Consider the following 26,385-nt stretch of genomic DNA (forward strand, 5'->3'; position numbering starts at 1 on the left):
GATGGGCAACCGTTCGAGCCACCCATCCAGGACATAGCGGGAAGGCATGGCCGGACCCTAATCATCCAGCCGAAAGGCGGGGCTAACCCTGCACGGCTTTGGCGAAATTTGCAAAGAATTCGTCCGCCAGCTTCTTGGCGGCGCCGTTGATCAGGCGCTGGCCGAGCTGGGCGAGCTTGCCGCCGATCTGCGCCTCCACGTTGTAGCTCAGAAGCGTGCCGCCATCCTTGTCGGCAAGGCCGACGGTGGCGCCGCCCTTGGCGAAGCCGGCGACCCCGCCCTCGCCTTCGCCTGAAATCTTGTAGCCGTTCGGCGGATCGAGGTCGCTCAAGGTGACCTTGCCCTTGAAGCGGGCGGAGACCGGGCCGACCTTCATCTTGGCGGTGGCGCGGAAGCCGCCCTCGTCGGTCTTCTCCAGTTCTTCACAGCCGGGAATGCAGGCCTTCAGCACCTCGGGATCGTTGAGCTTGTCCCACACAGCCTGGCGCGGCGCCGCAAGCTGGACTTCGCCGGTCATTGTCATGGCCATTGGGGACCTCCTCGATCGCTAGAACCTTTTCCCCCAAGTAAAGCAGCCGGGGCGCAAAGGAAAGGGCACCTTCGGAGGATGAGCGATGCATATTCGCACCGCAGCAAGACCCGTCCGCCGTTCACAAAATCGCGCAATCCGCGCTGTTGAAAATAGCGGCAGCGGCGGGGCATTGGCAGGAGCGCGCGACAGTGGTTAGGTCGCGCGCCATGAGCACAGCCCTTTCTCCCCTGCTTGCGCCGATGCTGTCGAGCGCCGCGATGCGCGCGGTGTGCGACGATGCCGCCATCCTGCAGAACATGCTGGATTTCGAAGCCGCGCTGGCCCGCGCCGAGGTCGCCTGCGGCGTGATTCCTGCCGCTGCGGCCGGCCCGATCGCCGCCGCCTGCAAGGCCGAATCATTCGACCTCGCCGCGTTGGCGGACGCCGCGACGCGGTCGGGCAATCTGGCGATCCCGCTGGTGAAGGCCCTGACCGCCAACGTCGCCAAGAAGGATGCCGAGGCGGCGCGCTATGTGCATTGGGGTGCGACCAGCCAGGACGTCATCGACACCGCGACGATGCTGTCGTTGCGTGCCGGCATCGATGCGCTGCTCGCCGACCTCGACCGCGCCGTTGCCGGTTTTGCCAGGCTTGCGCGCGCCCATCGCAATACCGCGGTGGTGGCGCGGACCTGGCTGCAGCACGCGCTGCCGATGCCGTTTGGACTCAAGCTCGCCGAATATGCCGCGGCCCTGCATCGCTCCCGCAAGCGGCTGCAACGGCTGCGCCGCGAGACGCTGGCGCTGCAATTCGGCGGTGCCGCCGGCACGCTCGCCGCACTCGGCGACAAGGGTCTGGCGGTCGCCGCGCAGCTTGCCAGGGAGTTGGACCTGCCGCTGCCGGATGCGCCCTGGCACACCCATCGCGACCGCATCGCGGAGGCCGCGTCGGTGTTCGCCATCCTCGCCGGCAGCTGCGGCAAGATCGCGCGCGACGTCTCGCTGATGATGCAGACCGATGTCGGCGAGGCCTTTGAGCCGGCAGGCGCCGGCCGCGGCGGCTCTTCCACCATGCCGCACAAGCGCAATCCCGTCGCTGCCGCGAGCGCGCTGGGCGCCGCGACCATGGCGCCGAACCTCGCCGCCACGATCTTTGCCGCGCAGGTACAGGATCACGAGCGCAGCGCCGGCCCGTGGCATGCGGAATGGCCGACATTGCCTAGCCTGATGCTGGTGACCTCGGGCGCGCTCGCCGCGACAGTCGATCTCGCCGAGGGGCTCGAGGTCGATGGGGCGCGCATGCGGAGCAATCTGGAGGCGACCGGCGGGCTGATCATGGCGGAGGCAGTCGCGATGGCGCTCGCCGAGAAGATCGGCAAGAGCGATGCCCATCATCTGGTCGAGGCCGTGAGCAAGAAAGCGGTCGCCGAGAAAAAGCATCTGCGCGACGTGCTGTCATCAGATGCAAAGATCACCGCGCATCTCGATGCCAAGCGAATCGCTGAACTGTTCGAGCCGATGGCCTATCAGGGCGCCTCGCAGGCGCTGATCGACCGCCTGCTCGCTTCACTGGATGACAAATAGCGGCGATGTCATTGCCGGGCTTGACCCGGCAATCCATCATCGCAGAAGACTCTTTCTTGATGGATACGCGGATCAAGTCCGCGCATGACGAGGGGAAAAAGATGCCGATGATCAACGCCGACGGGTGCCTGCTCAATGTCCAGGTGGACGGCCGCGACGGTGGACCGACCCTGATGCTATCGAACTCGCTCGGCTGTACCCTGCAGATGTGGGAGCCGCAGATGCAGGCGCTGACGCAGATGTTCCGCGTCATCCGCTACGACCGCAGGGGTCACGGCAAGTCCGGCGGGCCGGCGGGCCCCTACTCCATGGAACGGTTCGGCCGCGACGTGCTCGCGATCCTCGACGACCTCAACATCGAGAAGGTGCACTGGTGCGGGCTGTCGATGGGCGGCATGGTCGGGCAATGGCTCGGCGCCAATGCGCCTGAAAGATTCGGCAAGATCATCCTCGCCAACACCGCCTGCTACTATCCCGATCCGACCAACTGGCTGAACCGCATCAAGGCGGTGAAGGAAGGCGGCATCGCCGCGGTCGCCGACACCGTGATCGCGGGCTGGCTCACCGCCGATTTCCGCGAGCGCGAGCCCGAGACCACTGCACGGATGAAGGCGATGCTGATAGCCTCGCCGGTCGAGGGCTATCTCGCCTGCTGCGAGGCGCTGTCGACGCTCGACCAGCGCGCGCTGCTACCCAGGATCAAGAGCCCGACGCTGGTGATCGCAGGAAAGCAGGACATGGCGACGCCGGTGTCGGCCGGTGAAATGATCCGCAGCGGCATTCCCGGCGCCAGCATGACGCTGCTCGATGCCGCGCACATCTCCAATGTCGAGCAGTCGCACGCCTTCACCGAAGCCGTGGTCGGCTTCCTGACCCAACGGTAACGACCATCGTCATTCCGGGGCGATGCGAAGCATCGAACCCGGAATGACGAAATCAGAGGAACTCTCAATGGACGACAACCAACGCCGCGACGACGGCATGACGCAGCGCCGCAAGGTGCTGGGCAATGAATGGGTCGACAAGTCGATCACAAACCGCAACGCGTTCAACACCGACTTCCAGGACCTGATCACCCGCTATGCGTGGGGCGACATCTGGACCCGGCCGCATTTCGATCACCGCACACGCCGCGTGCTGGTCATCGGCACCATGGTCGCGCTGGGCCAGTGGGATGAATTCCGCCTGCATGTGCGCGCGGCCCTCAGCGAAGGCGGCTTCACCCCTGAGGACATCAAGGAGATCCTGCTGCAGCAGGCGATCTATTGCGGCGTGCCGGCGGCCAATCACGCCGTCAAGGAAGCCGGTGCGATCGTTGCCGAGCTAGGGCTGCTGAAGGGATAGCTCGGTCGCCGGCACGTCCGCTTCGATGGCAGGCGCCTCGGCGGTTCGCTTCGGCGAGGTCTCGAACAGCATCACGATCGCGGTGCCGAGCAGCATCAGAAGCTCCGCCGCATGCATGCGCAGCGCTTCGATCTCGCCGACTTTGGAGGCCATCATCATGCTGGCGAAGCTCAGCACGCTGCCGAGGCAGAGCGCCACCGCAAGCGCCTCGTCGATGCCGCTGGCGCGGCTCTTGCGGAACGGCGCAAAGGCGGCCATCGCGAGGAAGAGCACGAAGAACGCCACCACGGTGATGCGCGCCAGCGCCAGCAGCCATGCGAGCCGCACCGTCGCCATCTTGGCAAGGTGCAGATGGTCGCTCGCATACAGCGCGATCGACACGCTCGGCCGCTCATAGAGGCCGTGGATCGGCGACACCATGATGCTGAAGGCGATGATGGTCCAGACCGGAATGAAATAGGCCGCAAGCAGCGCGCCGTTGAAGGAGCTGATCCGCCAGTTACTCGACATTGCCGCTTCCCGTGGTTCCGGCGCCTTATCGGATTGGCGACGGTTCAGCCTGCGAGGTAACGCCGATCAATTGCCGGCGGCAATTTAAACCCTTTGTTTACCTTAACTGGGCTGGGGATTGCTTGGGACGGCTGGCAGCGTGCCAAAACGGCGCAGAAAGAAGGGCCCCGCCTTCCGCGAGACCCTTCCGTGACGACGAGGCTTGCAGCTGTTTTTCCGAACCAGCGCTGCTCGCCGGGCTTCTGGCCCTGCCGGCCCGGATCCTGCAGCAGCTGCCCGGGCTTCTGGCCGCCGCCCAGCTGCTGACCGGGCTTCTGAGCTGGCTTCTGACCTGGGGTCTGGTTCTGCTGGCCCGGATTCTGGTTCTGGTTGCTCATTCGGTACTCCCCTTGCTCTTGTGAAGCTGGGGACAATGCGCGCGTCAGTGACGCGGTTGCGCGGGGAACACGGGTTCCGGCGTCATCATTGCAAGGCAACGGCGTGTCGGCCCTGTGACATCGGAACCGCACCCGCCGAAGTAGTTATGTACAAGCCCTTTCGGCGGCAGCCAGCACTGTTGCCGCCGCCGGGGTTCCACTGTTAGAAAATGACACGACGCGACGGATCAGGCTGCCGGGGGCCCTCGCCGCGTCACCCTCGACGTAGGGTTTTCGAGCGAAGTGGGAACCGGTTCGCGTGAAGAAAACGCGTCCAAATCAAAACGAGAGCCCGTTCGGTTCTCCACCGAACAGGCTCTAACGGCAGCGCATGGATTATTTCGCCCAGCAACTGATCAACGGCCTCGTGCTCGGTTCGATCTACGGCCTGATCGCCATCGGCTACACGATGGTCTACGGCATCGTCGGCATGATCAACTTCGCCCATGGCGACATCTTCATGATCGGCGGTTTCATCGCGCTGATCTCCTTCCTGGTGCTCGTGTCGCTCGGCCTCACCGCGATCCCCCTGATCCTGCTGATCGTGCTGCTGGTCTCGATGGCGATCACCGCGCTCTATGGCTGGACCATCGAGCGAATCGCCTATCGTCCCTTGAGGCATTCGTTCCGCCTGGCGCCGATGCTGTCGGCAATCGGCATGTCGTTCGTGCTGACCAACTTCTCGCAGGTGTCGCAGGGCGCGCGGGTGAAGCCGGTGCCGCCGATCATCACCGGCGGCTACACGCTGCATGAAGGCCCGGCCGGCTTTGCCGTGCAGCTCTCCAACGTCCAGATCATGGTCGTGCTCGCCACCATCGTGGTGCTCGCGCTGTTCACCTGGCTGGTGTCGCGCACCCGGCTCGGACGCGACATGCGCGCCTGCGAGCAGGACCAGACCATGGCCGCGCTGCTCGGCGTCGACGTCGACCGCACCATCTCGATGACCTTCGTGATCGGTGCCGCGCTCGCCGCCGTCGCCGGCATGATGTACCTGCTCTATTACGGCCTGGTCGATTTCTTCATGGGCTTCGTCGCCGGCATCAAGGCGTTCACCGCCGCGGTGCTCGGCGGCATCGGCTCGCTGCCGGGCGCGATGCTCGGCGGGCTCGCGATCGGCCTGATCGAGACGATGTGGTCGGCTTATTTCTCGGTCGAGTACAAGGACGTCGCCGCGTTCTCGATCCTGATCGTGGTGCTGATCTTCATGCCGACCGGCCTGCTTGGCCGTCCCGAAGTCGAAAAAGTCTGACAGGCACTTCGTGAGCGCGACCTCAGCCCGCCCATCGCCCGCCGCGCAGCCCTCGGGCAGCGCCTTCATTCTCAAGAAAGCCCTGATCAGCGCCGCCGTCGCGCTGGTGCTGTTCTCGCTGATGATCGGCGTGCGCACCGAGGCCGGACCGCAAGGCGGCCTGATCTACTGGACGCGGTTCGGCGACCTCGCCGCCATGGTCGGCACCGTGTTCGGCGGCAGCATCATCGTCGAGCTGCTGCGGCAATGGTGGGGGCCGATCGACAAGGACCGCGTCGTGCCGAAACCGGTGCAGAGCGCGATGTCGTTCGCCGGACGATGGCTCGCCCCGGCGCTGCTGGTGTTCGCCTTCCTCGTGCCCGTCATCTTCTACAACCAGCGCTACATTCTCGACCTTTCGATCCTGGTCCTGACCTATGTGATGCTGGGATGGGGATTGAACGTCGTGGTCGGCCTCGCCGGCCTGCTCGACCTCGGCTATGTCGCCTTCTACGCGGTCGGCGCCTATTCCTATGCGCTGCTGGCCACCAATTTCGGATTGTCGTTCTGGGTCTGCCTGCCGCTTGCCGGCATCCTGGCGGCGTTCTGGGGCGTGCTGCTCGGCTTCCCGGTGCTGCGGCTGCGCGGCGACTATCTGGCGATCGTGACGCTCGCCTTCGGCGAGATCATCCGCCTCGTCATCATCAACTGGCAGAGCCTGACCGGCGGCCCCAACGGCGTCTCGGGGATTCCGCGCCCGACCATGTTTGGCATTCCGTTGACGCCGGGCGATGACGGGCTCGCCGCCAGGCTCGGCATCGAGTTTTCGCCGACCCACCGCCTGGTCTTCCTGTTCTATCTGATCCTGGCGATGGCGCTGCTCACCAACTGGGTGACGATCCGGCTGCGGCGGCTGCCGATCGGCCGCGCCTGGGAGGCGCTGCGCGAGGACGAGGTCGCCTGCCGCGCGCTCGGCATCAACACCACGACCACCAAGCTGACGGCGTTCGCGACCGGAGCGATGTTCGGCGGCCTCGCTGGCGCGTTCTTCGCCACCCGGCAGGGCTTCATCAGTCCGGAATCCTTCACCTTCCAGGAATCGGCGCTGGTGCTGGCGATCGTCGTGCTCGGCGGCATGGGCTCGCAGCTCGGCGTCGCGCTCGCCGCGCTGACCATGATCGGCGGCTTCGAACTGTTCCGCGGCTTCGATCAATACCGCATGCTGGTGTTCGGCATCGCGATGGTGGTGCTGATGATCTGGCGGCCGCGCGGGCTGATCGGCCACCGCGCGCCGACCGTGTTCCTGGAACGCAACCAGGCGATCTCATCCGACCTCGTCAAGGAGGGCCACGGATGAGCGGCGACCACATCCTCACTGTTGACCGCCTGATGATGCGCTTCGGCGGCATCGTCGCGGTCAACGAACTCTCCTTCGCGGCCGAGCGGCGCAAGATCACCGCGCTGATCGGGCCGAACGGCGCCGGCAAGACCACCGTGTTCAACTGCATCACCGGTTTCTATCGGCCGAGCGGCGGCACAATCCGCCTCACCCATGACGACGGCCGCGGCATCCAGCTCGAGCGGCTGAACGATTTCCGCATCTCCAAGCAGGCCAAGGTCGCCCGCACCTTCCAGAACATCCGGCTGTTTCCCGGCATGACCGCGCTGGAAAACCTGATGGTCGCCCAACACAACGCGCTGATGCGCGCCTCGGGCCTGACCCTGCTCGGCCTGCTCGGCCTGCCGTCCTGGCGCGAGGCCGAGCAGCGCGCCATCGAACTGGCGCGGACCTGGCTTGAGCGCGTCGGCCTGCTCGACCGCGCCGACGATGCCGCGGGCAATTTGCCCTATGGCGACCAGCGGCGGCTCGAGATCGCGCGCGCGATGTGCACCGAGCCTGCGCTGCTCTGCCTCGACGAGCCGGCGGCGGGACTGAACGCGCGCGAGAGCGGCGGGCTCAATGAGCTCCTGCTGTCGATCCGCAACGAACAGGGCACCTCGATCCTCCTGATCGAGCACGACATGTCGGTGGTGATGGAGATCTCCGATCACGTCGTGGTCATGGACTACGGCGTCAAGATCGCCGAGGGCACGCCGCAGGCCGTGCGCGACGACCCCAAGGTGATCGCCGCCTATCTCGGCGCCGACGAGGAAGAGGCGATCGCCGTGATGGAGAGCGGCACGTGAGCGCGGTATCGGCAACCACACCCCTGCTCGCGGTGCGCGGCGTGCGTGCGGCTTACGGCAAGATCGAGGCGCTGAAGGGCGTCGACATCGAGATCAATGCCGGCGAGATCGTCGCCCTGATCGGCGCCAATGGCGCCGGCAAGTCGACGCTGATGATGACGATCTTCGGCCGGCCGCGCGCCCGCGCCGGGCGGATCGAATTCGACGGCCACGACATCACGGGCGTGCCGACCCACGAGATCGCGCGGCTGCGCATCGCGCAATCGCCCGAGGGCCGGCGAATATTCCCGCGCATGAGCGTCGCGGAAAACCTGCAGATGGGCGCCGATGCCACCGAATGCAGCGACGCCGAACGCGCGAGCGGCCTGGAGCGCGTGTTTGCGCTGTTCCCGCGCCTGAAGGAACGCGTCGCGCAGCGCGGCGGCACGCTGTCGGGCGGCGAGCAGCAGATGCTGGCGATCGGCCGCGCCCTGATGAGCCGGCCGCGGCTGTTGATGCTGGACGAGCCTTCGCTGGGGCTGGCGCCGCTGATCGCGCGGCAAATCTTCGACGCCATCCGCACGCTGAACCGGCAGGACGGCCTCACCGTCCTGATCGTCGAGCAGAACGCCAACCATGCGCTGAAGCTCGCCCATCGCGGCTATGTCATGGTCAACGGCCTGATCACGCTGGCCGGAACAGGCGCCGAATTGCTGCAGCGCCCCGAGATCCGCGCCGCCTATCTGGAAGGCGGCCGCCGCGGCTAGCGCCGCCCCGAGCAGCAAGATGCGGCGGATGCAGCGTCGATTTGCCTGAAAATTGCCGGTGACTTCGCCGCGAAATCAGCCGAGAATGCGCGCGGTTTTGGGGCCCGGCGCGCCGGGCCCTTCCGCTAGAGGCAACGACCACGAGGGACGTCTCATGAAATCACTGAAGCTGATCGGCCTGGCATTGGGCGCTTCGTTCGCATTATCGGCGAGCGCATTCGCGCAAGACATCACCATCGCAGTCGCGGGCCCCATGACGGGCTCCGAATCCGCTTTCGGCCGGCAGATGAAGAACGGCGCCGAGCAGGCGGTCGCCGACATCAACGCCGCCGGCGGCGTGCTCGGCAAGAAGCTCGCGCTGGAATCCAATGACGACGCCTGCGATCCGAAGCAGGCGCGCTCGATCGCGGAAAAGATCGGCTCTTCGAAGATCCCGTTCGTGGCTGGCCATTTCTGCTCGTCGTCGTCGATCCCGGCCTCCGAGGCCTATGCCGACGCCAACGTGCTGCAGATCACCCCGGCCTCGACCAACCCGCTGTTCACCGAGCGCAAGCTCTGGAACGTGGCGCGCGTCTGCGGGCGTGACGACCAGCAGGGCATCGTCGCCGCCGAGTACATCGCGAAGGCCTACAAGGGCAAGAACATCGCGATCCTGAACGACAAGACCACCTACGGCAAAGGCCTCGCCGACGAGACCAAGAAGGTGCTCAACAAGGCCGGCATCACCGAGAAGGTCAACGAGTCCTACAACAAGGGCGACAAGGACTTCAACGCAATCGTCTCGCGCCTGAAGCGCGACAACATCGATCTGGTCTATGTCGGCGGCTACCACCAGGAAGCCGGCCTGATCCTGCGCCAGATGCGTGACCAGGGCCTGCAGGCGGTGCTGATGGCGGGCGACGCCATGAACGACAAGGAGTTCGCCTCGATCGCCGGCCCGGCCGCTGAAGGCACCCTGTTCACCTTCGGCCCCGACCCGCGCAACAAGCCGACCGCGAAGGCGATCGTCGAGAAGTTCAAGGCCAAGAACATCGACCCCGAGGGCTACACGCTCTACACCTACGCCGCGATGCAGGTGTGGACCCAGGCCGTCGCCAAGGCCGGCTCGACCGACGCCAAGAAGGTGATGGACGTGATCAAGGCCGGCCAGTGGGACACCGTGCTCGGCAAGATGGCCTTCGACGCCAAGGGCGACATCAAGGCGATCGACTACGTCGTCTACAAGTGGGACGCCAAGGGCAATTACACCGAGATCAATCCGAAGGGCTCCTGAGCCCCTCGCATCTGATCTGAATCCGAGAACAACGCCCCGGTTCGCCGGGGCGTTGTTGTTTCCGCAGATCGCCTTCCGAATTGCGCGAGCATCTGCCGCAGTTGACGGAGCGACGAGCCCCGCAAGATCGAACGCATATGATCTGGGCAGGTCACGATTGAAGTTTAATCTTGCCTGGTTTTGGAGCGCACAATAACGTTTGAGCGTCCAACGCGACGATGCGGGAGAGATCGAAACGAAAGCGAGCACTTCGTTTTCGTGTTCGGCGCCGACGGAGCAACCGCCCCGGAAACTCTCAGGCACAAGGACCGTGTCGTCAGGACGATCTGGAGAGAGACGCCGAATCCTTGATGCGGCGTCCACCGAAGGGGATATCCGTCATCGCGCCATTGCATTGAGCAAGGGCTCCAGCGGATCAAGCTCTCAGGTACCGGGACAGATGGGGCGCCTCCACCGGTTTACGCCGGCGTCGGGGTGACTCTGGCATCCGGGAGCCTCGTCAAGACATGCCCATCATTGCACCCGTCGGCGCCGGCCTCCCCGGCGCAACGACCATCCATGCGACGCGAGCGCGCGACTGCCCTGCCTTCGACGGATGTCTCGACGCCATGACAAACGGCATCGCGCACCGGCGAGCCGTTTCCGTTCAACCGACGTGCTCTTCAACACCACTCGAAGTCCGTTCAGCGTTCACCCGAGGAAAATGATGTCAGTCACACCGCGCGCCAAAAACACCCCGATGTCCTGGAAGACCGCGTTACGCGGGCTGCTTGTCGCCACGGCGCTGGCGTGGCCGGGCCTGTCTCACGCCAAGACGATCAGGGCGGTGATGCACTCCGACCTGCGGGCGCTCGATCCGATCGTTTCGTCGGCCTATATCACGCGCGACCACGGCTACATGGTCTACGACACGCTGGTGGCGATGGACTCCAGCTTCACGATCCGGCCGCAAATGGCGGACTGGAAGGTGTCCGACGACAAGCTGACCTACACGTTCACGCTGCGCGACGGCCTGAAGTGGCATGACGGAACGCCGGTCACTGCGGAAGACTGCATCGCTTCATTGAAGCGCTGGGCTGCCGTCGACGGCATGGGCCAGAAGCTGATGGACTTCACCGCCAGCCTGGAAGCCCCCGATGCCAGGACGATCACACTGAAACTCAAGGAGCCCTACGGCCTGGTGCTGGAGTCGCTCGGCAAACCATCCACGCTTGTGCCGTTCATGATGCCGAAGCGCCTTGCCGACACGCCGTCGGACCGGCCGATCCCCGAGCAGATCGGCTCGGGTCCGTTCAAGTTCGTCCCGGCGGAATTCCAGCCCGGCGTGAAGGCCGTCTACGAGAAGAACAAGGACTATGTGCCGCGCGCCGAGCCGCCAAGCTGGACCTCGGGCGGCAAGGTGGTGAAGGTCGATCGCGTCGAATGGATCACGATGCCCGACGTTCAGACCGCAACCAGCGCGCTTCAGTCCGGCGACATCGATTTCCTGGAACGGCCGTCATTCGACATGCTGCCGATCCTGCAAGCCGACAAGGATTTGACGTCGCGCCCTCTGAGCGGCCTCGGCTTCCAGACCATCGGGCGGATGAATTTCCTTTATCCGCCATTCGACAACGTCAAGGTGCGCCGGGCCGCCATGATGGCACTGAGCCAGAAGGACGTGCTCGACGCCATGGTCGGGGATCCGAAGCTCTACAAGATTTGCGGTGCCGTTTTCGGCTGCGACACGCCGCTCGCTACCGATCTCGGATCGGACTCTCTCGTCAAGGGCGGCGGCATGGCCGAGGCCAGGAAGCTGCTCGCCGAATCCGGTTACGACGGCACGCCTGTCGTGATGCTGGCGCCGACCGATGTGGTGCCCCTCAAGACCCAGCCCATCGTCGCGTCGCAGTTGCTGCGCCAGGCCGGCTTTCAGGTGACGGTCCAGTCGATGGACTGGCAGACCACGAACATGGTCCTTGCAAGCCAGAAGCCGCCGAAGGACGGCGGCTGGAACATGTTCTTCACCAACTGGGGCATCGCCGACATCATGAATCCCGTCGTCAGCGCTCCCCTGAACAACCGGGGTCGCAAGGGCGGCTGGGTCGGCTGGCCGGACGACGCGCAGATCGAGAGCCTCCGCGATGCCTTCGCGCGCGCCGGCTCGCCGGAAGCGCAGAAGAAGATCGCGGCCGACATTCAAGCGCGCGCGCTCGACCAGGTGACTTACATTCCCCTGGGACAGTATTTTGCACCGAGTGTGTGGCACAAGGAGCTGACGGGCATGCTCGATGGTCCGGCCACGCCGCTGTTCTGGAACATCGACAAGCCCGAGTGATCTCAACCCACATGATCCTGATCGACGCGGGCGGCTATCCGGGACAGGCCGAAGCCTCCACCGTGCGATGCAAATGGAAATCTCCGAAAATGTCGGGATGCAATCTGATGTCCCTTCTGCGGACTTTCCGACACAGCAAGGTTTGAAGCCATGTCACCTGATACCAAGTACGATGTGATCGTCGTCGGCGGCGGCTCGGCCGGCGCGGCCACTGCCGCCCGGTTGTCCGAAGATCGAAAGCGGCGGGTGCTGCTGCTGGAAGCGGGCCTCGACTGGCGGGCCGATGAAGCGCCCTGGGAAATCAGGACGCCGAATCCGATTCCGATCATTCACAAGCGGGAATTCCAGGAGAAATGGCAGTGGCCCGACCTTCTGACCCGCCGCATCGCAGGCCAGGAGCCGCGCTTCTATTGGCGCGGCAAGGGGCTGGGCGGCAGCTCGATGATGAACGGCCAGATCGCCATTCGCGGCGTCGCGGATGCCTTCGACGAATGGGCCGCGCTCGGCTGCACCGGCTGGTCCGCGCGCGAGATCATGCCGTTTTTCTCGATGATCGAGGACGATGAGGAATTCGGCGACACCAACGGACATGGACGCGGCGGCCCGCTGCCGGTCTATCGCGCGCCGCTGGAGACGTGGGGGCCGATTGATCGCGGCCTGCGCGATGCAGCTCTCGCCAGCGGCTATCCGTGGTGCGCCGACGTCAACGGCCCGGATGGCGAAGGCGTTGCCTGCTATCCGATCAACAGCCGCAACAGCCGTCGCATCACAACCAACGAAGGCTATCTCGAGCCGGCGCGCGGCCGCGCCAATCTGGAGATCCGTGGCAAGGCGCTGGTCGACCGGGTCATGATCCGCGACGGCAAGGCGACCGGTGTCCGCGTTCATATCGACGGCCAGGGCACCAGCGAGATCGGCGCGCGTGAGATCGTGCTGTGCGGCGGCGCCATCCACAGCCCCGCGATCCTGTTGCGATCGGGCATCGGCCCGGCGGACGAGCTGCAAGCCATGGGGATCGCGGTCGAGCGTGACCTGCCGGTCGGCCGCAACTTCTTCGACCATCCGCTGTTTCGCATGACGATCCAGCTGCGTGAGGATCTGCGGCCCACCGATCCGGATGCGCGTCACACCAATTGCTGCGTGACCTATTCATCCGGTCTCGCCGACGGCGGCAAGCGCGATATGATCATGATCGGGTTCAACCATCGCGGCATCGGAAATCCCGGCGCGATCGGCGCCGGACTGTTCAACGCCTATTCGCGCGGTCAGCTGAAGCTGGCTTCGCCCGATCCGACGATCGATCCGATCGTCGAGGAGAACATGCTGGCCGATCCACGCGACATGCTGCGCATGACCGATGCGGTGAAGCGGTTCGCCGTCCTGGCCACGCAGCCGGCGCTGGCCCGCATATCGGAGTGGATCCGCCTCGGAGATACCGAGCTGACCCTGCCGGCCGCCGCGGCCTTGCCGACGGCCGAGCTCGAAGCGGTGTTGCGACGGGAAACCGGCGATATCCAGCATGCAGCCGGCAGCTGCCGGATGGCCGGCGTCAACGATCCCGCGGGCGTGGTCAATCCCGACGGTACGGTGAAGGGCATCGGCGGCCTGCGGGTCGCCGATGCATCGATCATGCCGTCCGATTGCCGGGCCAATACGCACTTCACAACGGTTGTCATCGGCGAAGCCATCGCCCGGATGATGAGGTCATAGACGAGGCCGTCAGCGCGCCTCTAGCCGTGCCCGCCGCAGCTGCTATACCGGTTCGACCAGCCAAAGCTCGGACAAGACGCGGACGGACCTATCGTGAAAAACCTTCTCACCGATATTGCCGGCGTCAGCGTTGGCCATGCCGACGACGCGGTGATCGCCTCGGGCGTCACCGCCATCCTGTTCGAGCGGCCGGCGGTGGCCTCGATCGATGTCCGCGGCGGCGGCCCCGGTACCCGCGAGGACGCTCTCTTGTCGCCCCATAACGTCGTGGAGGCGATCGACGCCATCACGCTGTCGGGCGGCTCCGCGCTCGGGCTCGACGCCGCCGGCGGCGTGCAGGCCTGGCTTGTCGAGCGCGGCCGGGGCTTTCGCATTCGCGACGCGGTGATCCCGATCGTGCCGGGTGCGATCTGCTTCGATCTGCTCAACGGCGGCAACAAGGCGTGGGGACGCTTTCCGCCCTATCGCGATCTCGGCTACGCGGCGGCGAACGCCGCCTCTGACAGCTTCGAGCTCGGCAGCGTCGGCGCCGGCATGGGCGCGACCACCGCCAATTTGAAAGGCGGCCTCGGCTCGGCGTCTGACGTGACCGACGACGGCGTCAAGGTCGCGGCGCTCGCGGTGGTCAACGCGGTCGGCAGCGTGACGGTCGGCGGCGGCCCGTGGTTCTGGGCGGCGCCGTTCGAGGTCGACGGTGAGTTCGGCGGGCGCGGCCTGCCGCCGTCGTTCACGCCGGACATGCTGAAGGTGCGGCTGAAGGGCGGCGCGGACGCAACCGCCGCCGAGAACACCACGCTGGTCGTGGTCGTGACCGATGCGCAGCTGACCAAGCCGCAGGCGCGGCGCCTTGCGATGATCGCGCAGACCGGCATGGCGCGCGCGATCTATCCGGTGCACGCCCCGCTCGACGGCGATGTGGTGTTTGCCGCGGCGACCGGCGCCAAGCCGATTGATCCGCTGTTCGGGCTCACCAGGCTCGGTGCGATCGCGGCCAACACGGTGGCGCGCGCGATCGCCCGCGGTGTCCATTCAGCCACCGCCCTGCCCTTCCCCGGCGCGCTGCCGAGCTGGCGGGACAGGTTCGGCTAGATCATCTGAAGTCGGACCGCGAAGGCAGTGCGCTCCCTCGCCCCGCTCTTGCGGGGAGAGGGTTGGGGTGAGGGGCTGCCGCCGCGTAGACGGTGACAGTGACGTTCGCGGAGACTCCCCCTCACCCGGAACGCATCTTACGATGCGTTCCGGCCTCTCCCGCACGCGGGGCGAGGCAAGGAGCTCGCGGTCAGATCGGATCAGACAAGGTAGCGCCTTAGGCGCTGACCGATACGCTCGACGACGCCTGCGCGGAGATCGCCTGCGACTGGCGCTGGATCAGCTGCTCGATGAAATTGTAGGACGAGGTCGCGCTGCTGCTGGCGGAGGACGAGGTCGTGCTGCTGGTGCTGGAGGCCGCCGCCGGCGATGTCATCGACACCTTTGAGCCGTCGGCATAGGTCATCGTCGTCGTAGTCGAGCCGTCGCTGTTGGTCACCGACGTCGAGGTTGCGCCGTCGAGCGCCTGCATCAAGGGATCGGAGCTCGATCCGCTGCTGGAGCCGGATCCGTCGGTCGCGCCGCCCGCGTGATGGTGATGATGGCCGCCGCCCTTGTGGCCCTGCAGCGCCTGCGACATCTCGTCGAGGCTGACGCTGCCGTCGCCGTTGGCATCAAGCTTGGCGAACACGTCGTCGGCCTGTGCGGTGTTGGTGCCGCCGGCGCCGAGCGCATTCTCGAATTCCGTCTTGGTGATCTGGCCGTTGCCGTCGGCGTCGATCTGCGAGAACAGGTCCTGCAGTGCGTTCGACCGGCTGGTCGGGGTCGTGCTGGTGGAGGACGTGGTCTGCGACTGGCTCTGCGCGGCGAGCAGTGCGCTCATCGTCTCCGCCGAAATCTGCGTCGAGCCAGAGCCCGATCCGGTGCTGGTGCTCGTGCTGGCCGACGTCGAGGTACTGGTCGCAGGCGCGAACAGGCCGGTCGACGCACTTCCCGAACTGGAGCTGCCCGTCTGCGCCGTCGACTTCGACGACATCAGCGAGCTCAGAAGATCGATGGCGGACGACGCAGCGCCTAACGCAAATAGCATGGCAATACTCCAACAAGGCCGCGGCCCCGCGGCTCAAACGCTTCTCAGTGGCTCAGCAAGGGGTGTGCCATGGCAAAAACCCAATAAAACCGGGCCTTGGCGCTCCGATGCGGGTTCCGCGAACCCGGCAAGAGCTGCCGCCAGGGGCAGATTTTTCCGGTCTCCGAACGCCGTCCGCTCGCATTGCCCGCCAGGCGTCCGCATGTTAGGCGGGATCACCCGTCGCCCCCTGAAGTCTTTCGGAACTGCGCTATGACTCAGTCATTCACCCCGCGTCCCCTCGTTATCGCGCCCTCGATCCTGGCGTCGGATTTCTCAAAGCTCGGCGAGGAGGTCCGCGCCGTCGACCAGGCCGGCGCCGACTGGATCCATCTCGACGTGATGGACGGCCACTTTGTGCCGAACATCTCGTACGGCCCCGACGTCATCAAGGCGATGCGGCCACACACCAAGAAGATCTTCGACGCCCATCTGATGATCTCGCCCTGCGATCCCTATCTCGAGGCCTTCGCCAAGGCGGGCTGCGACCACATCACCGTGCATGCCGAGGCCGGCCCGCATCTGCATCGCTCGCTGCAGGCGATCCGCGCGCTCGGCAAGAAGGCCGGCGTCTCGCTCAATCCGGGCACGCCGCCGAGCGCGATCGAATATGTGCTCGACCTGATCGACCTCGTGCTTGTCATGTCGGTCAATCCCGGCTTCGGCGGCCAGGCTTTCATCCGCTCGGCGATCGGCAAGATCTCTGACGTCAGGGCGATGACGGCGGGCCGGCCGATCGACATCGAGGTCGATGGCGGCGTTGCGCCCGATGTTGCCGGCCAGCTCGCCGCCGCCGGCGCCAACGCCTTTGTCGCAGGCTCCGCCGTGTTCAAGGGCGGCACGGTCGAGGCCTACAAGACCAATATCGCCGCGATCCGCGACGCCGCGGCAGCGGCGCGCGGCGAAGCGATCTGATCGGCCGATCGGGCGTTAGAACAACGCGGGCGGCGTCACCGCGGCATCCGCCGCGTCGTCGCCCGCGTCCGTCGCCGACGCCAGCCGCGATGGCCGCACCACCGTCACCGTGCACGGCGCTTCCGCGGCGACCTTGGCGGAGACGCTGCCGAGCAGCGCGCGCCGCATCGAACTCTGCCGCGCGCCGATGATGATGTGATCGACCAGATTGACATCGGCGAATTCCAGGATGGCGGCCGCCGGATCGATCGCCTCCAGCACATGCACGGTCAGCCGGCTCTCCTCCAGCTTGAACGGCCGCGCCCAGTGCTGCAGCGCCACCAGCCGGTCGATGTGCTTGTTCTGGCCCTGCTCGTCATGGGTGCGGTCGATCGCCAGCCGATTGAGCTTCAACACGTTGACACAGGCGAGCCGCGCCGACGGCGACGTCGACAGCACCCGCTCGGCGGTGACCCGGATGGTGTCGTTCAGCGTCTCCGCCCCCTCCCCGAGATCGAGCGCGACGGCGACGATCGGGCTCGAGGCGAGTTGCGCCGCGACGTCGGACTTCGGCTGCGGCGGCGCCGCGCCGAGATTGAAGCGGCGGCGCCAGACCGTGCCGAGCGGATCACGGTTGACCCGCTGCGCCCGCGCCGTCAGCTTGACCTGCTCCGGATGGCCGAGATCGAAGGCAAGCTGCGCCGCGGTCGGATAGCGCGCGGCCGGGTCGATCTCCAGACACCGCAGCACGATCTCCTGCAGCCAAAGCGGATAATCGGGCCTCAGTTCGCGCGGCGGGTACGGATCGCGCCACAGCCGCCGGCGCATGCCGCGCAGGGTCTCGGTCTCGCCGAACGGGCGGACGCCGGTGGTGAAGAAATAGAGCAGCACGCCGAGCGAAAACAGGTCGCTGCGCGGATCGTCGCGCACGCCGAGCAGACGCTCCGGCGCCATGTAAGGCGCGGTGCCGTAAGGCAGCCGAAACTCCTCCTGCAGCAGGTCGGGCAGATGGTTGTGATGCGAGAGACCGAAATCGATCAGCACGGCCTCGCCGCGCTCGCGGAACATGATGCTGCTCGGCTTGATGTCGTGATGGATGACGTTCTGCCGATGCAGGCTGGCGAGCGCGGTGGCGACCTTGCCGCCGATTACCCGCACCTCCTCGTAAGCCAGCGGCAGATCGCCGAGCCGCTTGTAGAGCGTCTGCCCGGGGATGCGCTCCATCACCACATAGGCCTGGCGCTCGAAATCGCCGGTGCCGAAACAGGCCGGCACGTGCAGCCCGGACAGCCGCGGCAGGATCATCTGCTCCATCTCGAAGCTGACGATCGCGGCCGGATCCTCGCCCTCCGAGGTGAGCGGCACCTTCATCAGCAGCGGCACGGTGATGCCGGGATGGGTGACGCTCCACAGCGTCGCCATGCCACCGCGGTGCACGCGCTCGCCGATGGTGAAGCCATCGATTTCGGCGCCCGGCCGCATCGTCCGCGCCGCCATGTCAGTCACCGGCCGATCGGCAGACGGTCGGCCAGCCAGTGCGGCAGGCCGCTCGCCTTGATCCGCGCTGCGGCCGTCGCGACGTCATAGGGGACCCGCAGATAGGTGATCTCGCGGCTCGCGGTGTCGAACATCGCAAACGCCGCCGCGGGATCGCCGTCGCGCGGCTGGCCGACCGAGCCGAGCACCGCGAGCCAGCGCCGCCCGGTCAGCAATTGCACCGGGACGCCCGAGGTCGGGACGAAGCTCGTCATCTTCGCGGTCGACGACATCGAGTAGAGGCCGGGACGATGGATGTGGCCGCAGAAGGTAATCTGCAGTTCGGTCGCCATCATGCTGCGCGCCGCATCCGACGTGTCGCGGACATAGCGCCACTTCGCCGGATCGGAGGCCTCGGCGTGCACGTAGAGGCGGTTGTCCTCCTCGCGGCTGAGCGGCAGGCCGGCGAGGAAGGCCTTCTGGGCGGCGCTGAGCCTCTCGCGGGTCCAGTCGATGGCGGCCTGCGCATCGGCATTCATGCTGTCGCTCGGGGTGCCGATCGCATTGTCATGATTGCCGCGCACCGCGATCGCGCCCTTTGCGACGAGGTCCATCACGGTGTCGGCGGCCCATTCGGGATCGGCGCCGTAGCCGACGATATCGCCGAGGCAGATCAGCCGCTCGGCGCCGCGCGCACGCGCGGCCTCGAGGCAGGCGGCGAAGGCCTGCCGGTTGGCGTGAATATCGGCAAACAGTGCAAGCCGCATTGTTGATCCTCGTCCGACATCAAGCACATGCGGCCCCGGGCTCGCAATCGGGCCGAAGGCATCTGACGTTCAGGGGATATGGGAAGAAGCGCTGCCTAGTGCTTGCAGGCCTGAAGCCCCTTCATCAGCAAGCTGATCAGGGCGTCGATCCGCGACGGGCATTCCGGCTTGGCCCATTCCTCGGCATGCGCCGGGTGGTGGTAGCGGACGGTGGCGTCGAACACGGCACGCGCGGTGGCCTTGACGTTGTCGATCTCGAACACGCCCTGCGCAACGCCATCGGAGAGGATTTTTGCGACCAGATCGACCTGCTTGTCCTTGTAGGCCTCCACCACCTCGCGCGCCTCCTGGGCGAGCGCGAGATAGGTCGCGAACATCTCGGGATCGTCGCAGACCTTCTTCTGCTTGATCGCAAACATGGTGCGCAGCCACTGCTCCAGCCGCTCCGGCGCCGGGCCTGAGGCGGCCGCGAGCTTGCACAGGGGTTCGTTGGCGCGGTCGAGCCAGCGTTTGGCGACCGCGTCGCGGAGCGAGGCTTTGCTGGGGAAATGGCGGTAGACGCTGCCGTGGCTGACATCCAGCGCACGGGCAACGTCGACAACGGTGGCCTTGGCGAGCCCGAAGCGCCTCAAAACATCCTCGGTTGCTTCGAGGATCCGCTCGGGTGTCAAAACCACCGCCTCGTTCATGCGTTTACCGTCTGGTTATCGCTGTCCTGGCCGCGGCTGAACTTGGCGGCCTGGGCGGCCAAGTGGCGGGCGACGCGAAGATTGAGCCACTGTTGAATCTGGGCGGTCAATTGAAAGATTTCTATCGTCATGGAGGTAGTCCTTCGAGGTAGTCAAATTACGTACGGCTCTCCCGGCCAAACGCCGGAACAACCACTGGGCACCCTCCTCCCTTGGGCTGTTAACTATATACACCATCCCGCTGACAGATTTCAATATCTGTCAGACAGTATCCTGAGGATGACAGCTATGCGCGGAACGCGCCCGCTGCGGGACATGCTGGTTGGACCTCAGGTCGGACTTGGGGGCAGGAATCGAAAGGGGCCGCTTCACGCAGCGGCCCCTTTGCCGGGAAAAATGGCTTCGGGATAAAATCTAGCCCCGGTTATCCACAGACTACACGGTTCAGGGAATTGAGGAATTCCGGATGATTACTGTCCACCCCGCTGACTGATTATTGGCGATCCCTATTTTTGTGCCACTCCTCTGAATGGTGCGCGTCCTGCTATTGCTGCTCGTCCTTGGGCGGCATCCGGGGCGGCGGCAGCGGCGTAAAGACCGCCCCCTGCGCGCCCGCCGGCGGGGGCACGAAGGTCCCCGTCGTGGAATCGCCGCCCGTGGTCTCCAGGATCGTCTTCGGCGTGATGTACTCCCTGACGAGGTCCATGATGGTGCCGTCGCCACCGCCGAAATCGGCCGCACGCTGCGGATGCCCGGCCTTGATCTCGTTCTCGGCGGTGTGGGTCTGCTCGGCCAAGGCGTCGCTGTAGGGAATGCGGAAGGCGCGCGGCACCGCGCTCGGCCGGTTGTCCTGGTCGAGCTCCTCGACCCAGAGATAGATCGAGCCCGGGTCGCCTTCCAGCGAATGCGGCTCCACGATCCGCGAATACAGCAGCTTGAAGTTTGCCGGCAATCTTTCCGCAGACGCCCAACCGAGCAGGCCGCGCATGCCGCCGAAGCTGACGAAATAGAACGCGCTGGTCACGACGATGACGAACGCCTTCAGCGACCAGTGCAGCCGCGCATAGACCAGCACGATCAGCAGCAACGCGCCGATCACCGCATAGGCGACCGCAAGCGTGAGGATGATTGACTGCAGGCTATTCACGGCGGATCACCCTGACGCCGGTTTTCGGATCGACATCGGCGCCGTTGCGCCAGCTGCTGCGGAAGGTCTCGAGCAACGATTTCGGCCGCCGGTCGACGTTGATCACCTTGCCTTCGGCATCGAGACGAAACCGCACCGCGGTCTTCTCGTCGCCGGTGTGATCGACGGTCAGCTTGTCGTCGAAGATCACCTGCGCGGTCGGATTGAGCTTCTGCACCTTCACGTTGGCCTGCACCGGCTCGCCGGTCGTCGCCACGAAATGCGAGATGTTGACGGTGTATTCGCCGGCGACGATGCCGCGCAACGTCACGATCTCCTCGCGGATCGGGGACGCGATCTTCTTGCCGTTGACGATGATGAAGTCGTTGGCGCCGCCGCGATCGTCGCGGTCGAGCGTCAGGAAACCGGCCTCGCGATGCCGGTACCAGGCGATGTTGCCGGCGGGATCCTGCACGAACAGGTCGAGATCGTCAGGATGATTGTCCGGCCAGTCCATCGTGATGATGAACTCGGCCTTGGATTCGATCTTGCCTTCCTTGGAGTCCGGCGACACCGCCAGCAGCGCCAGGAAGAACAGGAAGGCGATCACCTGCAGCGCCTTGAACAGCATGACGCCGAGCGGATCGAACGGCTCCTCGCGCGGATAGAGGCCGAACTCATCCATCATGGCGACGTTCCAAGACGACGCTCCAGGGCCGGAGTGACGTGCGTCTCGGTCAGCACGACGGCATCGGAAAACACCCGCTGGGTCGCGGAATCGAGCATGTAGTACTGGATCCGGACCAGGATCGATCCGATCAGCCCGGCCAGCGTCGTGTACATCGCGACCGCCATGCCGTCGCTCATCAGGCCCATCGAGGATTTCATCGCGACCTTGTCGGCGGCATCGAGCGAGGCGATCGGCGCCAGCATGATGATGAAGCCGATGATGGTGCCGAGCAGGCCGAGCTTCATCAGCGTGTCGGAGACGAAGGCGCCAAAACCGTTGGAACCGCGCAGGCGGTCGGCCAGCGTCCGCAGCAGCAGGGTCTGGTCGATTCGCCCCTTGGCCTGTGCCTCGGCCTTCTGCACCAGGCTCTTGATGTGGTCGGTGACCAGGCCACCGGGCAGGCCGCGCGCATCTGACACAAGCGCCCTGGCGCCGTCAGGCGCCGCGAGGATCGCGCGGCAGCCGCGCGCCACCTCGCCTTCCCGCGCGATCGCCCGCGTCCGCCAGAAGCAATGGATGCAGGTGAGGATGTAGAGGACGGCGATGACGCTGGAAATGTAGGTGCGGTCGGACGACACCATCAGGCGGATCAGCCCGTAGCGCCACAGCAGGAAGGTGGCGAACACCGAAAGGCCGGTGAAGATCATCCAGAGCAGCAGGACGCTGGGCTCCGCGGCGTCCGTGCCGGCCGACGCGGCCGCAGCTTCGACCTTGGCATCCATGCTGCGCTCGCTCCCTGTGGCGACTGTTCCATGAGGCTCTGCGGCGGCCTCATTTGCCGTTAGAGCAGAGCCGGCCGGTGCCGTCCAAAGACATCTGCCCAAGTTTCGTCGGGCAAATTTCCCGACCTGCATAGCTTCGCATGCTTGCGATTGGCGGGGAATACCGGTGCTGTTAGCATCACTCTCTCGTTGGAGCATGGCCTCCGCGCAAACGCGTTCCGCGTTTGTCGCGAGGGAAACCGGCTCACGCTTTTCCGGATCGTGTTCCGGCCGTGGAGTGATCGCATGCGCCTCGTGCTTCAACTGGTCGCCCGCCTGCTCATCATCGTCGCGCTGTGCCTCGGCGCCGCCACCGTCTGGGCCACGATCGACGCCTATCGCAGCGTCGATCGCGCCACCGAGGCGTCCGCCGAGCGGGTCTCGCAGGCGCTCGAGGCGCTGTATTGGCGCGAATTGCTGCTGCGCAGCAACCGGATGCGCGAACAATTGCTGCCGGCGCCGGAGTGGCGCACCATCGAAACCATGGGCCTGATCGCGCCCGGGATCTGCGTGCAATTCGAACCGGCCGGCGCCTTCGAGAAGCCGCTCTGCGGCCAGAGCAAGGGCATCGGCAAGGCGCCGCCGCGCTGGTTCGCGGCCACGGTGCAGACCGTGCTCGGCGATCACGCCACGGTGCAACGGCCGATCAGCGCCCGCACTGCGACCGCGGGAACCGTGCGCGTGACCTCCGATCCGGATGCCGCCACCGCGCTCGCCTGGCAGCACATCCTGGACAATATCCATGTCGCGCTGCTGATGGCACTCGCCATCGCGCTGCTCGCCTCGCTTGCCATCGCGCATACGCTGGCGCCGGCCCACGCGATCGTCACCGCGCTGCGGCGCATGGCGGACGGCGAGTACCGCACCCCGCTGCCGCGCGTCCGCTCGATGGACCTCGCGATGATCGGACGCGCCGTCGGCGATCTCGGCGACCGCCTCGCAGAGGCCGAGGAGGAACGCACGGTGCTGACGCGGCGGCTGCTCGAAATCCGCAACGACGAACGCCGCACACTGGCGCGCGAGCTGCACGACGAGTTCGGCCAGAACCTCACCGCGATCCTGGCCTTCGCCAACACGATCGAGGCAAGCGCCGGGGACAAATACGCCGCCGGCACCGAAATCGCGCAGGACGCACGAATGATCTCGCAGGCGACGCGCCGCATCATGGCCTGCCTGCGCGACACGCTGAATCGCTTACGCCATCCGCCGGCCGAGGAGCTCGGGCTGGAGGCAAGCCTGGTCGATCTGGTCGACAGCTGGCGATCCCGTGCCGCGACGCAGCCGCTGATCCAGCTCGATATGCAGGGCGACCTTGCCGATATCAGCGGCACGGTCGCGGCCACCGCCTATCGCGTCGCGCAGGAGTGCCTCACCAACGCACTGCGCCACAGCGACGCGCGCGAGATCGTGCTGCGGATCGAGCGGCGAACCGGAGCCGAGAACGCGCTCTTGGTGCGGGTCGAGGACGATGGCGGCGGCGATGCCGCCAAGGTGGCGCAGTCAGCGGGCTTCGGCCTCACCGGCGTCAGCGAGCGCGTCGCAGCGCTCGGCGGCTCGCTGTCCATTGCGCGCGCCAGCCGCGGGCTCTCCGTCGCCGCCACGATTCCGCTTGCCGCCTGAGATGACGACCGCGAAGACGATAGAAGCGAAGACTCGGGGCATCTCGATCCTGCTGGTCGACGATCATCCCGTCGTCCGCCAGGGCTACCGGCGCGTGCTTGAGCACCAGGACGATTTCCGCGTGGTCGCCGAGGCCGACAACGCCGCCAATGCCTACCGGGAGTTCAAGTCGCACACGCCAGACGTCGTGGTGATGGATATCTCGATGCCCGGTGCCAGCGGGCTGGAAGCGATCCGCAACATCCGCGCGCACGACGCTGATGCCCGCATCCTCGTCTTCAGCATGCACAGCGAGGCGGCGCAGGTGAAGGCGGCGTTCGGCGCCGGCGCCAGCGGCTTCGTCACCAAGGGCAGCGAGCCGGCCGAGCTGATCGCGGCGATCCGCTCGGTGGCGCGCGGCGAGCACGCCATGAGCGACGACGTCGCGCGGGTGCTCGCCCTGGAAAACCTGGTGCCGACCAGATCGGCGCTCGACCAGCTCGGCGAGCGCGAGATCGAAATCCTCCGCCAGCTCGCGGCCGGCAACACCAAGGAACAGATCGCCGCCAACCTCAACCTCAGCACCAAGACCGTGCAGAACTACCACTATCTGATCAAGGCCAAGACCGGCCTGCGGACCGACGCCCAGCTGGTCCGCCTGGCCGTCGAATGCGGCCTGGCGAACCTGTAGCGGGACCGCTCCCTCTCCCCGTTCTTACCGCTCCCTCTCCCCGTTCTTACGGGGAGAGGGCTGGGGTGAGGGGCTGTCTCCGCAGATTCGGTGACAGACAGGTGCGCGGAAACTCCCCCTCACCCGGAACGCATCTTGCGATGCGTTCCGACCTCTCCCCGCACGCGGGGCGAGGTTAAGCGGCGCCCGCTCAACCGCCCTTTTTCGACCCTCCGAAAGCACCGGTTTTCCCCTCCAAATGCCCCGAATGGGTGGCCTCCCGGGGCCCGATTTGCTAAAGCACGGCGTAAAAAACAATTCGGCCGGGAGCAGCCCAGCGCCCCCCGCCCCGCTTCGGAGTTTTCGATGATCCCCCGCTATACCCGCCCGGAAATGGCTTCCATCTGGGAGCCGCAGACGCGTTTCAAGATCTGGTTCGAGATCGAGGCGCATGCCGCCGACGCGCTGGCCGAGCTCGGGGTGATCCCCAAGGAAGCCGCCAGGACGATCTGGGCCAAGGGCAAGGATGCCACCTTCAATGTCGAGCGGATCGACGAGATCGAGCGTGAGACCAAGCACGACGTCATCGCCTTCCTGACCCATCTCGCCGAGATCGTCGGCCCCGAGGCGCGCTTCGTGCACCAGGGCATGACCTCCTCCGACGTGCTCGACACCTGCCTCAACGTCCAGCTCAAGCGCGCCGCCGACCTCTTGATCGCCGATCTCGACCGGGTGTTGGCGGCGCTGAAGACGCGCGCCTTCGAGCACAAGATGACGCCGACCATCGGCCGCTCCCATGGCATCCATGCCGAGCCGGTCACCTTCGGCCTCAAGCTCGCCTATGCCCATGCCGAGTTCGCACGTGCCCGCGCCCGCCTGGTCGCTGCGCGCGACGAGATCTCGACCTGTGCGATCTCGGGCGCGGTCGGCACCTTCGCCCAGATCGACTCGCGGGTCGAAGAGCACGTCGCGAAAGCGATGGGGCTGCGGCCGGAGCCGGTCTCGACGCAAGTCATCCCGCGCGACCGCCATGCGATGTATTTTGCCACCCTCGGCGTGATCGCCGCCTCGGTCGAGCGGCTCGCGGTGGAGGTGCGCCATCTGCAGCGCACCGAGGTGCTGGAAGCGGAGGAATTCTTCTCCGAGGGCCAGAAGGGCTCCTCGGCGATGCCGCACAAGCGCAACCCGGTGCTGTCGGAAAACCTCTCCGGCCTGTCGCGCATGGTGCGCGCCTATGTGACGCCGGCGCTGGAGAACGTCGCGCTGTGGCACGAGCGCGATATCTCGCATTCCTCGGCCGAGCGCATGATGGGCCCCGATGCCACCGTGACGCTCGACTTCGCGCTGGTCCGCCTCGCCGGCCTGATCGAGAAGCTCCTGGTCTATCCGCAGAACATGCAGAAGAACCTCGACCGGCTCGGCGGCCTGGTGCATTCGCAGCGCGTCCTGATCGCGCTGACCCAGAAGGGCGCCAGCCGCGAGGACGCCTACAAATTCGTGCAGCGCAACGCGATGCCGGTGTGGCGCGGCGAAGGTGATTTCCAGACGCTGCTGAAGCAGGACCCCGACGTGAAGAAATACATGACCGATGCCGAGATCGAGGAGAAGTTCGACCTCGGCTATCACCTCAAGCATGTCGACACGATCTTCAAGCGGGTGTTCGGCGAGAGCTGAAGACCTTGTAGCCTGG

The 26,385-nt window shown here is 65.9% G+C and carries 26 protein-coding genes and 2 riboswitches; of the genes, 15 read left to right on the top strand and 11 right to left on the bottom strand.

Annotation, left to right across the window (positions count from 1 at the left end):
- Nucleotides 1-82: 82 nt before the first annotated feature.
- Complete coding sequence (locus tag HAP54_RS47020; RefSeq protein ID WP_016840413.1) at nt 83-529, bottom strand: SRPBCC family protein; 447 nt, start codon at nt 527-529, stop codon at nt 83-85.
- 209 nt (nt 530-738) lie between these two features.
- On the opposite strand from HAP54_RS47020, the gene HAP54_RS47025 reads away from it, so the two are divergent.
- From HAP54_RS47025 to HAP54_RS47035, 3 genes are all read left to right on the top strand, one after another.
- Complete coding sequence (locus HAP54_RS47025; RefSeq protein ID WP_166298092.1) at nt 739-2,094, top strand: 3-carboxy-cis,cis-muconate cycloisomerase; 1,356 nt, start codon at nt 739-741, stop codon at nt 2,092-2,094.
- A 101-nt stretch (nt 2,095-2,195) separates the two neighbouring features.
- Entirely contained in the window at nt 2,196-2,978 is a 783-nt protein-coding gene (gene pcaD / locus HAP54_RS47030; RefSeq protein WP_166298093.1) for a 3-oxoadipate enol-lactonase, read from the top strand.
- Nucleotides 2,979-3,045: 67 nt separating this feature from the next.
- Entirely contained in the window at nt 3,046-3,438 is a 393-nt protein-coding gene (locus HAP54_RS47035) for a carboxymuconolactone decarboxylase family protein (RefSeq protein ID WP_166298094.1), read from the top strand.
- On the opposite strand, the gene HAP54_RS47040 is transcribed toward HAP54_RS47035, so the two are convergent.
- Nucleotides 3,418-3,948, bottom strand: coding sequence for a hypothetical protein (locus tag HAP54_RS47040; RefSeq protein ID WP_166298095.1), 531 nt, complete (start codon nt 3,946-3,948; stop codon nt 3,418-3,420). The genes HAP54_RS47035 and HAP54_RS47040 overlap by 21 nt on opposite strands.
- Before the next feature lie 44 nt (nt 3,949-3,992).
- Complete coding sequence (locus tag HAP54_RS47045) at nt 3,993-4,325, bottom strand: hypothetical protein (RefSeq protein WP_166293456.1); 333 nt, start codon at nt 4,323-4,325, stop codon at nt 3,993-3,995.
- 370 nt (nt 4,326-4,695) lie between these two features.
- Here HAP54_RS47045 and HAP54_RS47050 point away from each other — a divergent pair, with 370 nt between their 5' ends.
- The 8 genes from HAP54_RS47050 to HAP54_RS47085 all read left to right on the top strand — a co-directional run bounded on the left by HAP54_RS47050 (nt 4,696) and on the right by HAP54_RS47085 (nt 14,914).
- The gene (locus HAP54_RS47050) at nt 4,696-5,613 is read left to right on the top strand and encodes an ABC transporter permease subunit (protein ID WP_166206853.1); all 918 of its coding nucleotides are present in this window, start codon (nt 4,696-4,698) and stop codon (nt 5,611-5,613) included.
- 10 nt (nt 5,614-5,623) lie between these two features.
- Complete coding sequence (gene livM, locus HAP54_RS47055; protein WP_166298096.1) at nt 5,624-6,949, top strand: high-affinity branched-chain amino acid ABC transporter permease LivM; 1,326 nt, start codon at nt 5,624-5,626, stop codon at nt 6,947-6,949.
- Entirely contained in the window at nt 6,946-7,779 is an 834-nt protein-coding gene (locus HAP54_RS47060) for an ABC transporter ATP-binding protein (RefSeq protein ID WP_166298097.1), read from the top strand. Before livM ends, HAP54_RS47060 begins: the two co-directional genes overlap by 4 nt.
- Complete coding sequence (locus HAP54_RS47065; protein WP_166298098.1) at nt 7,776-8,525, top strand: ABC transporter ATP-binding protein; 750 nt, start codon at nt 7,776-7,778, stop codon at nt 8,523-8,525. Before HAP54_RS47060 ends, HAP54_RS47065 begins: the two co-directional genes overlap by 4 nt.
- Before the next feature lie 154 nt (nt 8,526-8,679).
- Nucleotides 8,680-9,798, top strand: coding sequence for a branched-chain amino acid ABC transporter substrate-binding protein (locus HAP54_RS47070; protein ID WP_166298099.1), 1,119 nt, complete (start codon nt 8,680-8,682; stop codon nt 9,796-9,798).
- A 211-nt stretch (nt 9,799-10,009) separates the two neighbouring features.
- A riboswitch (glycine riboswitch) is annotated at nt 10,010-10,119 on the top strand.
- Nucleotides 10,120-10,122: 3 nt separating this feature from the next.
- Nucleotides 10,123-10,239, top strand: a riboswitch (glycine riboswitch).
- Between the two features lie 265 nt (nt 10,240-10,504).
- Nucleotides 10,505-12,115: an ABC transporter substrate-binding protein gene (locus HAP54_RS47075; protein WP_224741488.1), complete on the top strand. Its 1,611-nt coding sequence runs from the start codon at nt 10,505-10,507 to the stop codon at nt 12,113-12,115.
- 150 nt (nt 12,116-12,265) lie between these two features.
- Nucleotides 12,266-13,825, top strand: coding sequence for a GMC family oxidoreductase (locus HAP54_RS47080; protein ID WP_166298101.1), 1,560 nt, complete (start codon nt 12,266-12,268; stop codon nt 13,823-13,825).
- 93 nt (nt 13,826-13,918) lie between these two features.
- Nucleotides 13,919-14,914 (top strand): P1 family peptidase, encoded by a 996-nt coding sequence (locus tag HAP54_RS47085; RefSeq protein WP_166298102.1) that lies wholly within the window; start codon nt 13,919-13,921, stop codon nt 14,912-14,914.
- A 217-nt stretch (nt 14,915-15,131) separates the two neighbouring features.
- Here HAP54_RS47085 and HAP54_RS47090 read toward each other — a convergent pair whose 3' ends face one another.
- A complete protein-coding gene (locus tag HAP54_RS47090) occupies nt 15,132-15,944 on the bottom strand; it encodes an EF-hand domain-containing protein (RefSeq protein ID WP_166298103.1) in 813 nt (270 codons plus the stop codon).
- Nucleotides 15,945-16,196: 252 nt separating this feature from the next.
- Between HAP54_RS47090 and rpe the strand changes: the two genes are divergently transcribed.
- The gene (rpe, locus tag HAP54_RS47095) at nt 16,197-16,898 is read left to right on the top strand and encodes a ribulose-phosphate 3-epimerase (RefSeq protein WP_166298104.1); all 702 of its coding nucleotides are present in this window, start codon (nt 16,197-16,199) and stop codon (nt 16,896-16,898) included.
- Between the two features lie 15 nt (nt 16,899-16,913).
- Here the strand turns inward: rpe and HAP54_RS47100 are convergent, their stop codons facing one another.
- From HAP54_RS47100 to HAP54_RS47130, 7 genes are all read right to left on the bottom strand, one after another.
- Nucleotides 16,914-18,374 (bottom strand): serine/threonine protein kinase, encoded by a 1,461-nt coding sequence (locus tag HAP54_RS47100; RefSeq protein ID WP_166298105.1) that lies wholly within the window; start codon nt 18,372-18,374, stop codon nt 16,914-16,916.
- Between the two features lie 5 nt (nt 18,375-18,379).
- A complete protein-coding gene (locus tag HAP54_RS47105) occupies nt 18,380-19,120 on the bottom strand; it encodes a metallophosphoesterase family protein (RefSeq protein WP_166298106.1) in 741 nt (246 codons plus the stop codon).
- Between the two features lie 95 nt (nt 19,121-19,215).
- Nucleotides 19,216-19,809 carry a TetR family transcriptional regulator gene (locus HAP54_RS47110; protein WP_166298107.1) on the bottom strand — a complete coding sequence of 198 codons (594 nt, stop codon included), beginning with the start codon at nt 19,807-19,809 and terminating at the stop codon, nt 19,216-19,218.
- Nucleotides 19,806-19,940, bottom strand: coding sequence for a hypothetical protein (locus HAP54_RS47115; RefSeq protein ID WP_256375171.1), 135 nt, complete (start codon nt 19,938-19,940; stop codon nt 19,806-19,808). Before HAP54_RS47115 ends, HAP54_RS47110 begins: the two co-directional genes overlap by 4 nt.
- Before the next feature lie 413 nt (nt 19,941-20,353).
- Nucleotides 20,354-20,956, bottom strand: a complete 603-nt coding sequence (locus tag HAP54_RS47120; RefSeq protein WP_166298108.1) for a hypothetical protein — start codon at nt 20,954-20,956, stop codon at nt 20,354-20,356.
- Nucleotides 20,949-21,623, bottom strand: a complete 675-nt coding sequence (locus HAP54_RS47125) for a hypothetical protein (protein WP_166298109.1) — start codon at nt 21,621-21,623, stop codon at nt 20,949-20,951. Before HAP54_RS47125 ends, HAP54_RS47120 begins: the two co-directional genes overlap by 8 nt.
- Nucleotides 21,620-22,387 carry a MotA/TolQ/ExbB proton channel family protein gene (locus tag HAP54_RS47130; RefSeq protein ID WP_166298110.1) on the bottom strand — a complete coding sequence of 256 codons (768 nt, stop codon included), beginning with the start codon at nt 22,385-22,387 and terminating at the stop codon, nt 21,620-21,622. The genes HAP54_RS47125 and HAP54_RS47130 overlap by 4 nt, the downstream gene beginning before the upstream one ends.
- Nucleotides 22,388-22,672: 285 nt before the next feature.
- Between HAP54_RS47130 and HAP54_RS47135 the strand changes: the two genes are divergently transcribed.
- The 3 genes from HAP54_RS47135 (at nt 22,673) to purB (ending at nt 26,369) form a co-directional block, all read left to right on the top strand.
- Nucleotides 22,673-24,046, top strand: coding sequence for a sensor histidine kinase (locus HAP54_RS47135; RefSeq protein WP_166298111.1), 1,374 nt, complete (start codon nt 22,673-22,675; stop codon nt 24,044-24,046).
- Nucleotide 24,047: 1 nt separating this feature from the next.
- Complete coding sequence (locus HAP54_RS47140) at nt 24,048-24,716, top strand: response regulator (protein ID WP_166298112.1); 669 nt, start codon at nt 24,048-24,050, stop codon at nt 24,714-24,716.
- Nucleotides 24,717-25,061: 345 nt separating this feature from the next.
- Nucleotides 25,062-26,369, top strand: coding sequence for an adenylosuccinate lyase (gene purB / locus HAP54_RS47145; RefSeq protein ID WP_166298113.1), 1,308 nt, complete (start codon nt 25,062-25,064; stop codon nt 26,367-26,369).
- The last annotated feature ends 16 nt before the right edge of the window (nt 26,370-26,385 follow it).

It is taken from the genome of Bradyrhizobium sp. 2S1 (assembly GCF_011516625.5).
In the GTDB taxonomy this organism is placed as follows: Bacteria; Pseudomonadota; Alphaproteobacteria; order Rhizobiales; family Xanthobacteraceae; genus Bradyrhizobium; species Bradyrhizobium septentrionale.

Excerpts from the sequence above, each read along its gene's own strand:
- HAP54_RS47020 (WP_016840413.1), bottom strand. The coding sequence starts at position 529 with ATGGCCATGACAATGACCGGCGAAGTCCAGCTTGCGGCGCCGCGCCAG.
- HAP54_RS47025 (WP_166298092.1), top strand. The coding sequence starts at position 739 with ATGAGCACAGCCCTTTCTCCCCTGCTTGCGCCGATGCTGTCGAGCGCC.
- pcaD (WP_166298093.1), top strand. The coding sequence starts at position 2,196 with ATGCCGATGATCAACGCCGACGGGTGCCTGCTCAATGTCCAGGTGGAC.
- HAP54_RS47035 (WP_166298094.1), top strand. The coding sequence starts at position 3,046 with ATGGACGACAACCAACGCCGCGACGACGGCATGACGCAGCGCCGCAAG.
- HAP54_RS47040 (WP_166298095.1), bottom strand. The coding sequence starts at position 3,948 with ATGTCGAGTAACTGGCGGATCAGCTCCTTCAACGGCGCGCTGCTTGCG.
- HAP54_RS47045 (WP_166293456.1), bottom strand. The coding sequence starts at position 4,325 with ATGAGCAACCAGAACCAGAATCCGGGCCAGCAGAACCAGACCCCAGGT.
- HAP54_RS47050 (WP_166206853.1), top strand. The coding sequence starts at position 4,696 with ATGGATTATTTCGCCCAGCAACTGATCAACGGCCTCGTGCTCGGTTCG.
- HAP54_RS47060 (WP_166298097.1), top strand. The coding sequence starts at position 6,946 with ATGAGCGGCGACCACATCCTCACTGTTGACCGCCTGATGATGCGCTTC.
- HAP54_RS47070 (WP_166298099.1), top strand. The coding sequence starts at position 8,680 with ATGAAATCACTGAAGCTGATCGGCCTGGCATTGGGCGCTTCGTTCGCA.
- HAP54_RS47075 (WP_224741488.1), top strand. The coding sequence starts at position 10,505 with ATGTCAGTCACACCGCGCGCCAAAAACACCCCGATGTCCTGGAAGACC.
- HAP54_RS47080 (WP_166298101.1), top strand. The coding sequence starts at position 12,266 with ATGTCACCTGATACCAAGTACGATGTGATCGTCGTCGGCGGCGGCTCG.
- HAP54_RS47090 (WP_166298103.1), bottom strand. The coding sequence starts at position 15,944 with ATGCTATTTGCGTTAGGCGCTGCGTCGTCCGCCATCGATCTTCTGAGC.
- rpe (WP_166298104.1), top strand. The coding sequence starts at position 16,197 with ATGACTCAGTCATTCACCCCGCGTCCCCTCGTTATCGCGCCCTCGATC.
- HAP54_RS47100 (WP_166298105.1), bottom strand. The coding sequence starts at position 18,374 with ATGGCGGCGCGGACGATGCGGCCGGGCGCCGAAATCGATGGCTTCACC.
- HAP54_RS47105 (WP_166298106.1), bottom strand. The coding sequence starts at position 19,120 with ATGCGGCTTGCACTGTTTGCCGATATTCACGCCAACCGGCAGGCCTTC.
- HAP54_RS47110 (WP_166298107.1), bottom strand. The coding sequence starts at position 19,809 with ATGAACGAGGCGGTGGTTTTGACACCCGAGCGGATCCTCGAAGCAACC.
- HAP54_RS47115 (WP_256375171.1), bottom strand. The coding sequence starts at position 19,940 with ATGACGATAGAAATCTTTCAATTGACCGCCCAGATTCAACAGTGGCTC.
- HAP54_RS47125 (WP_166298109.1), bottom strand. The coding sequence starts at position 21,623 with ATGATGGATGAGTTCGGCCTCTATCCGCGCGAGGAGCCGTTCGATCCG.
- HAP54_RS47130 (WP_166298110.1), bottom strand. The coding sequence starts at position 22,387 with ATGGATGCCAAGGTCGAAGCTGCGGCCGCGTCGGCCGGCACGGACGCC.
- HAP54_RS47135 (WP_166298111.1), top strand. The coding sequence starts at position 22,673 with ATGCGCCTCGTGCTTCAACTGGTCGCCCGCCTGCTCATCATCGTCGCG.
- HAP54_RS47140 (WP_166298112.1), top strand. The coding sequence starts at position 24,048 with ATGACGACCGCGAAGACGATAGAAGCGAAGACTCGGGGCATCTCGATC.
- purB (WP_166298113.1), top strand. The coding sequence starts at position 25,062 with ATGATCCCCCGCTATACCCGCCCGGAAATGGCTTCCATCTGGGAGCCG.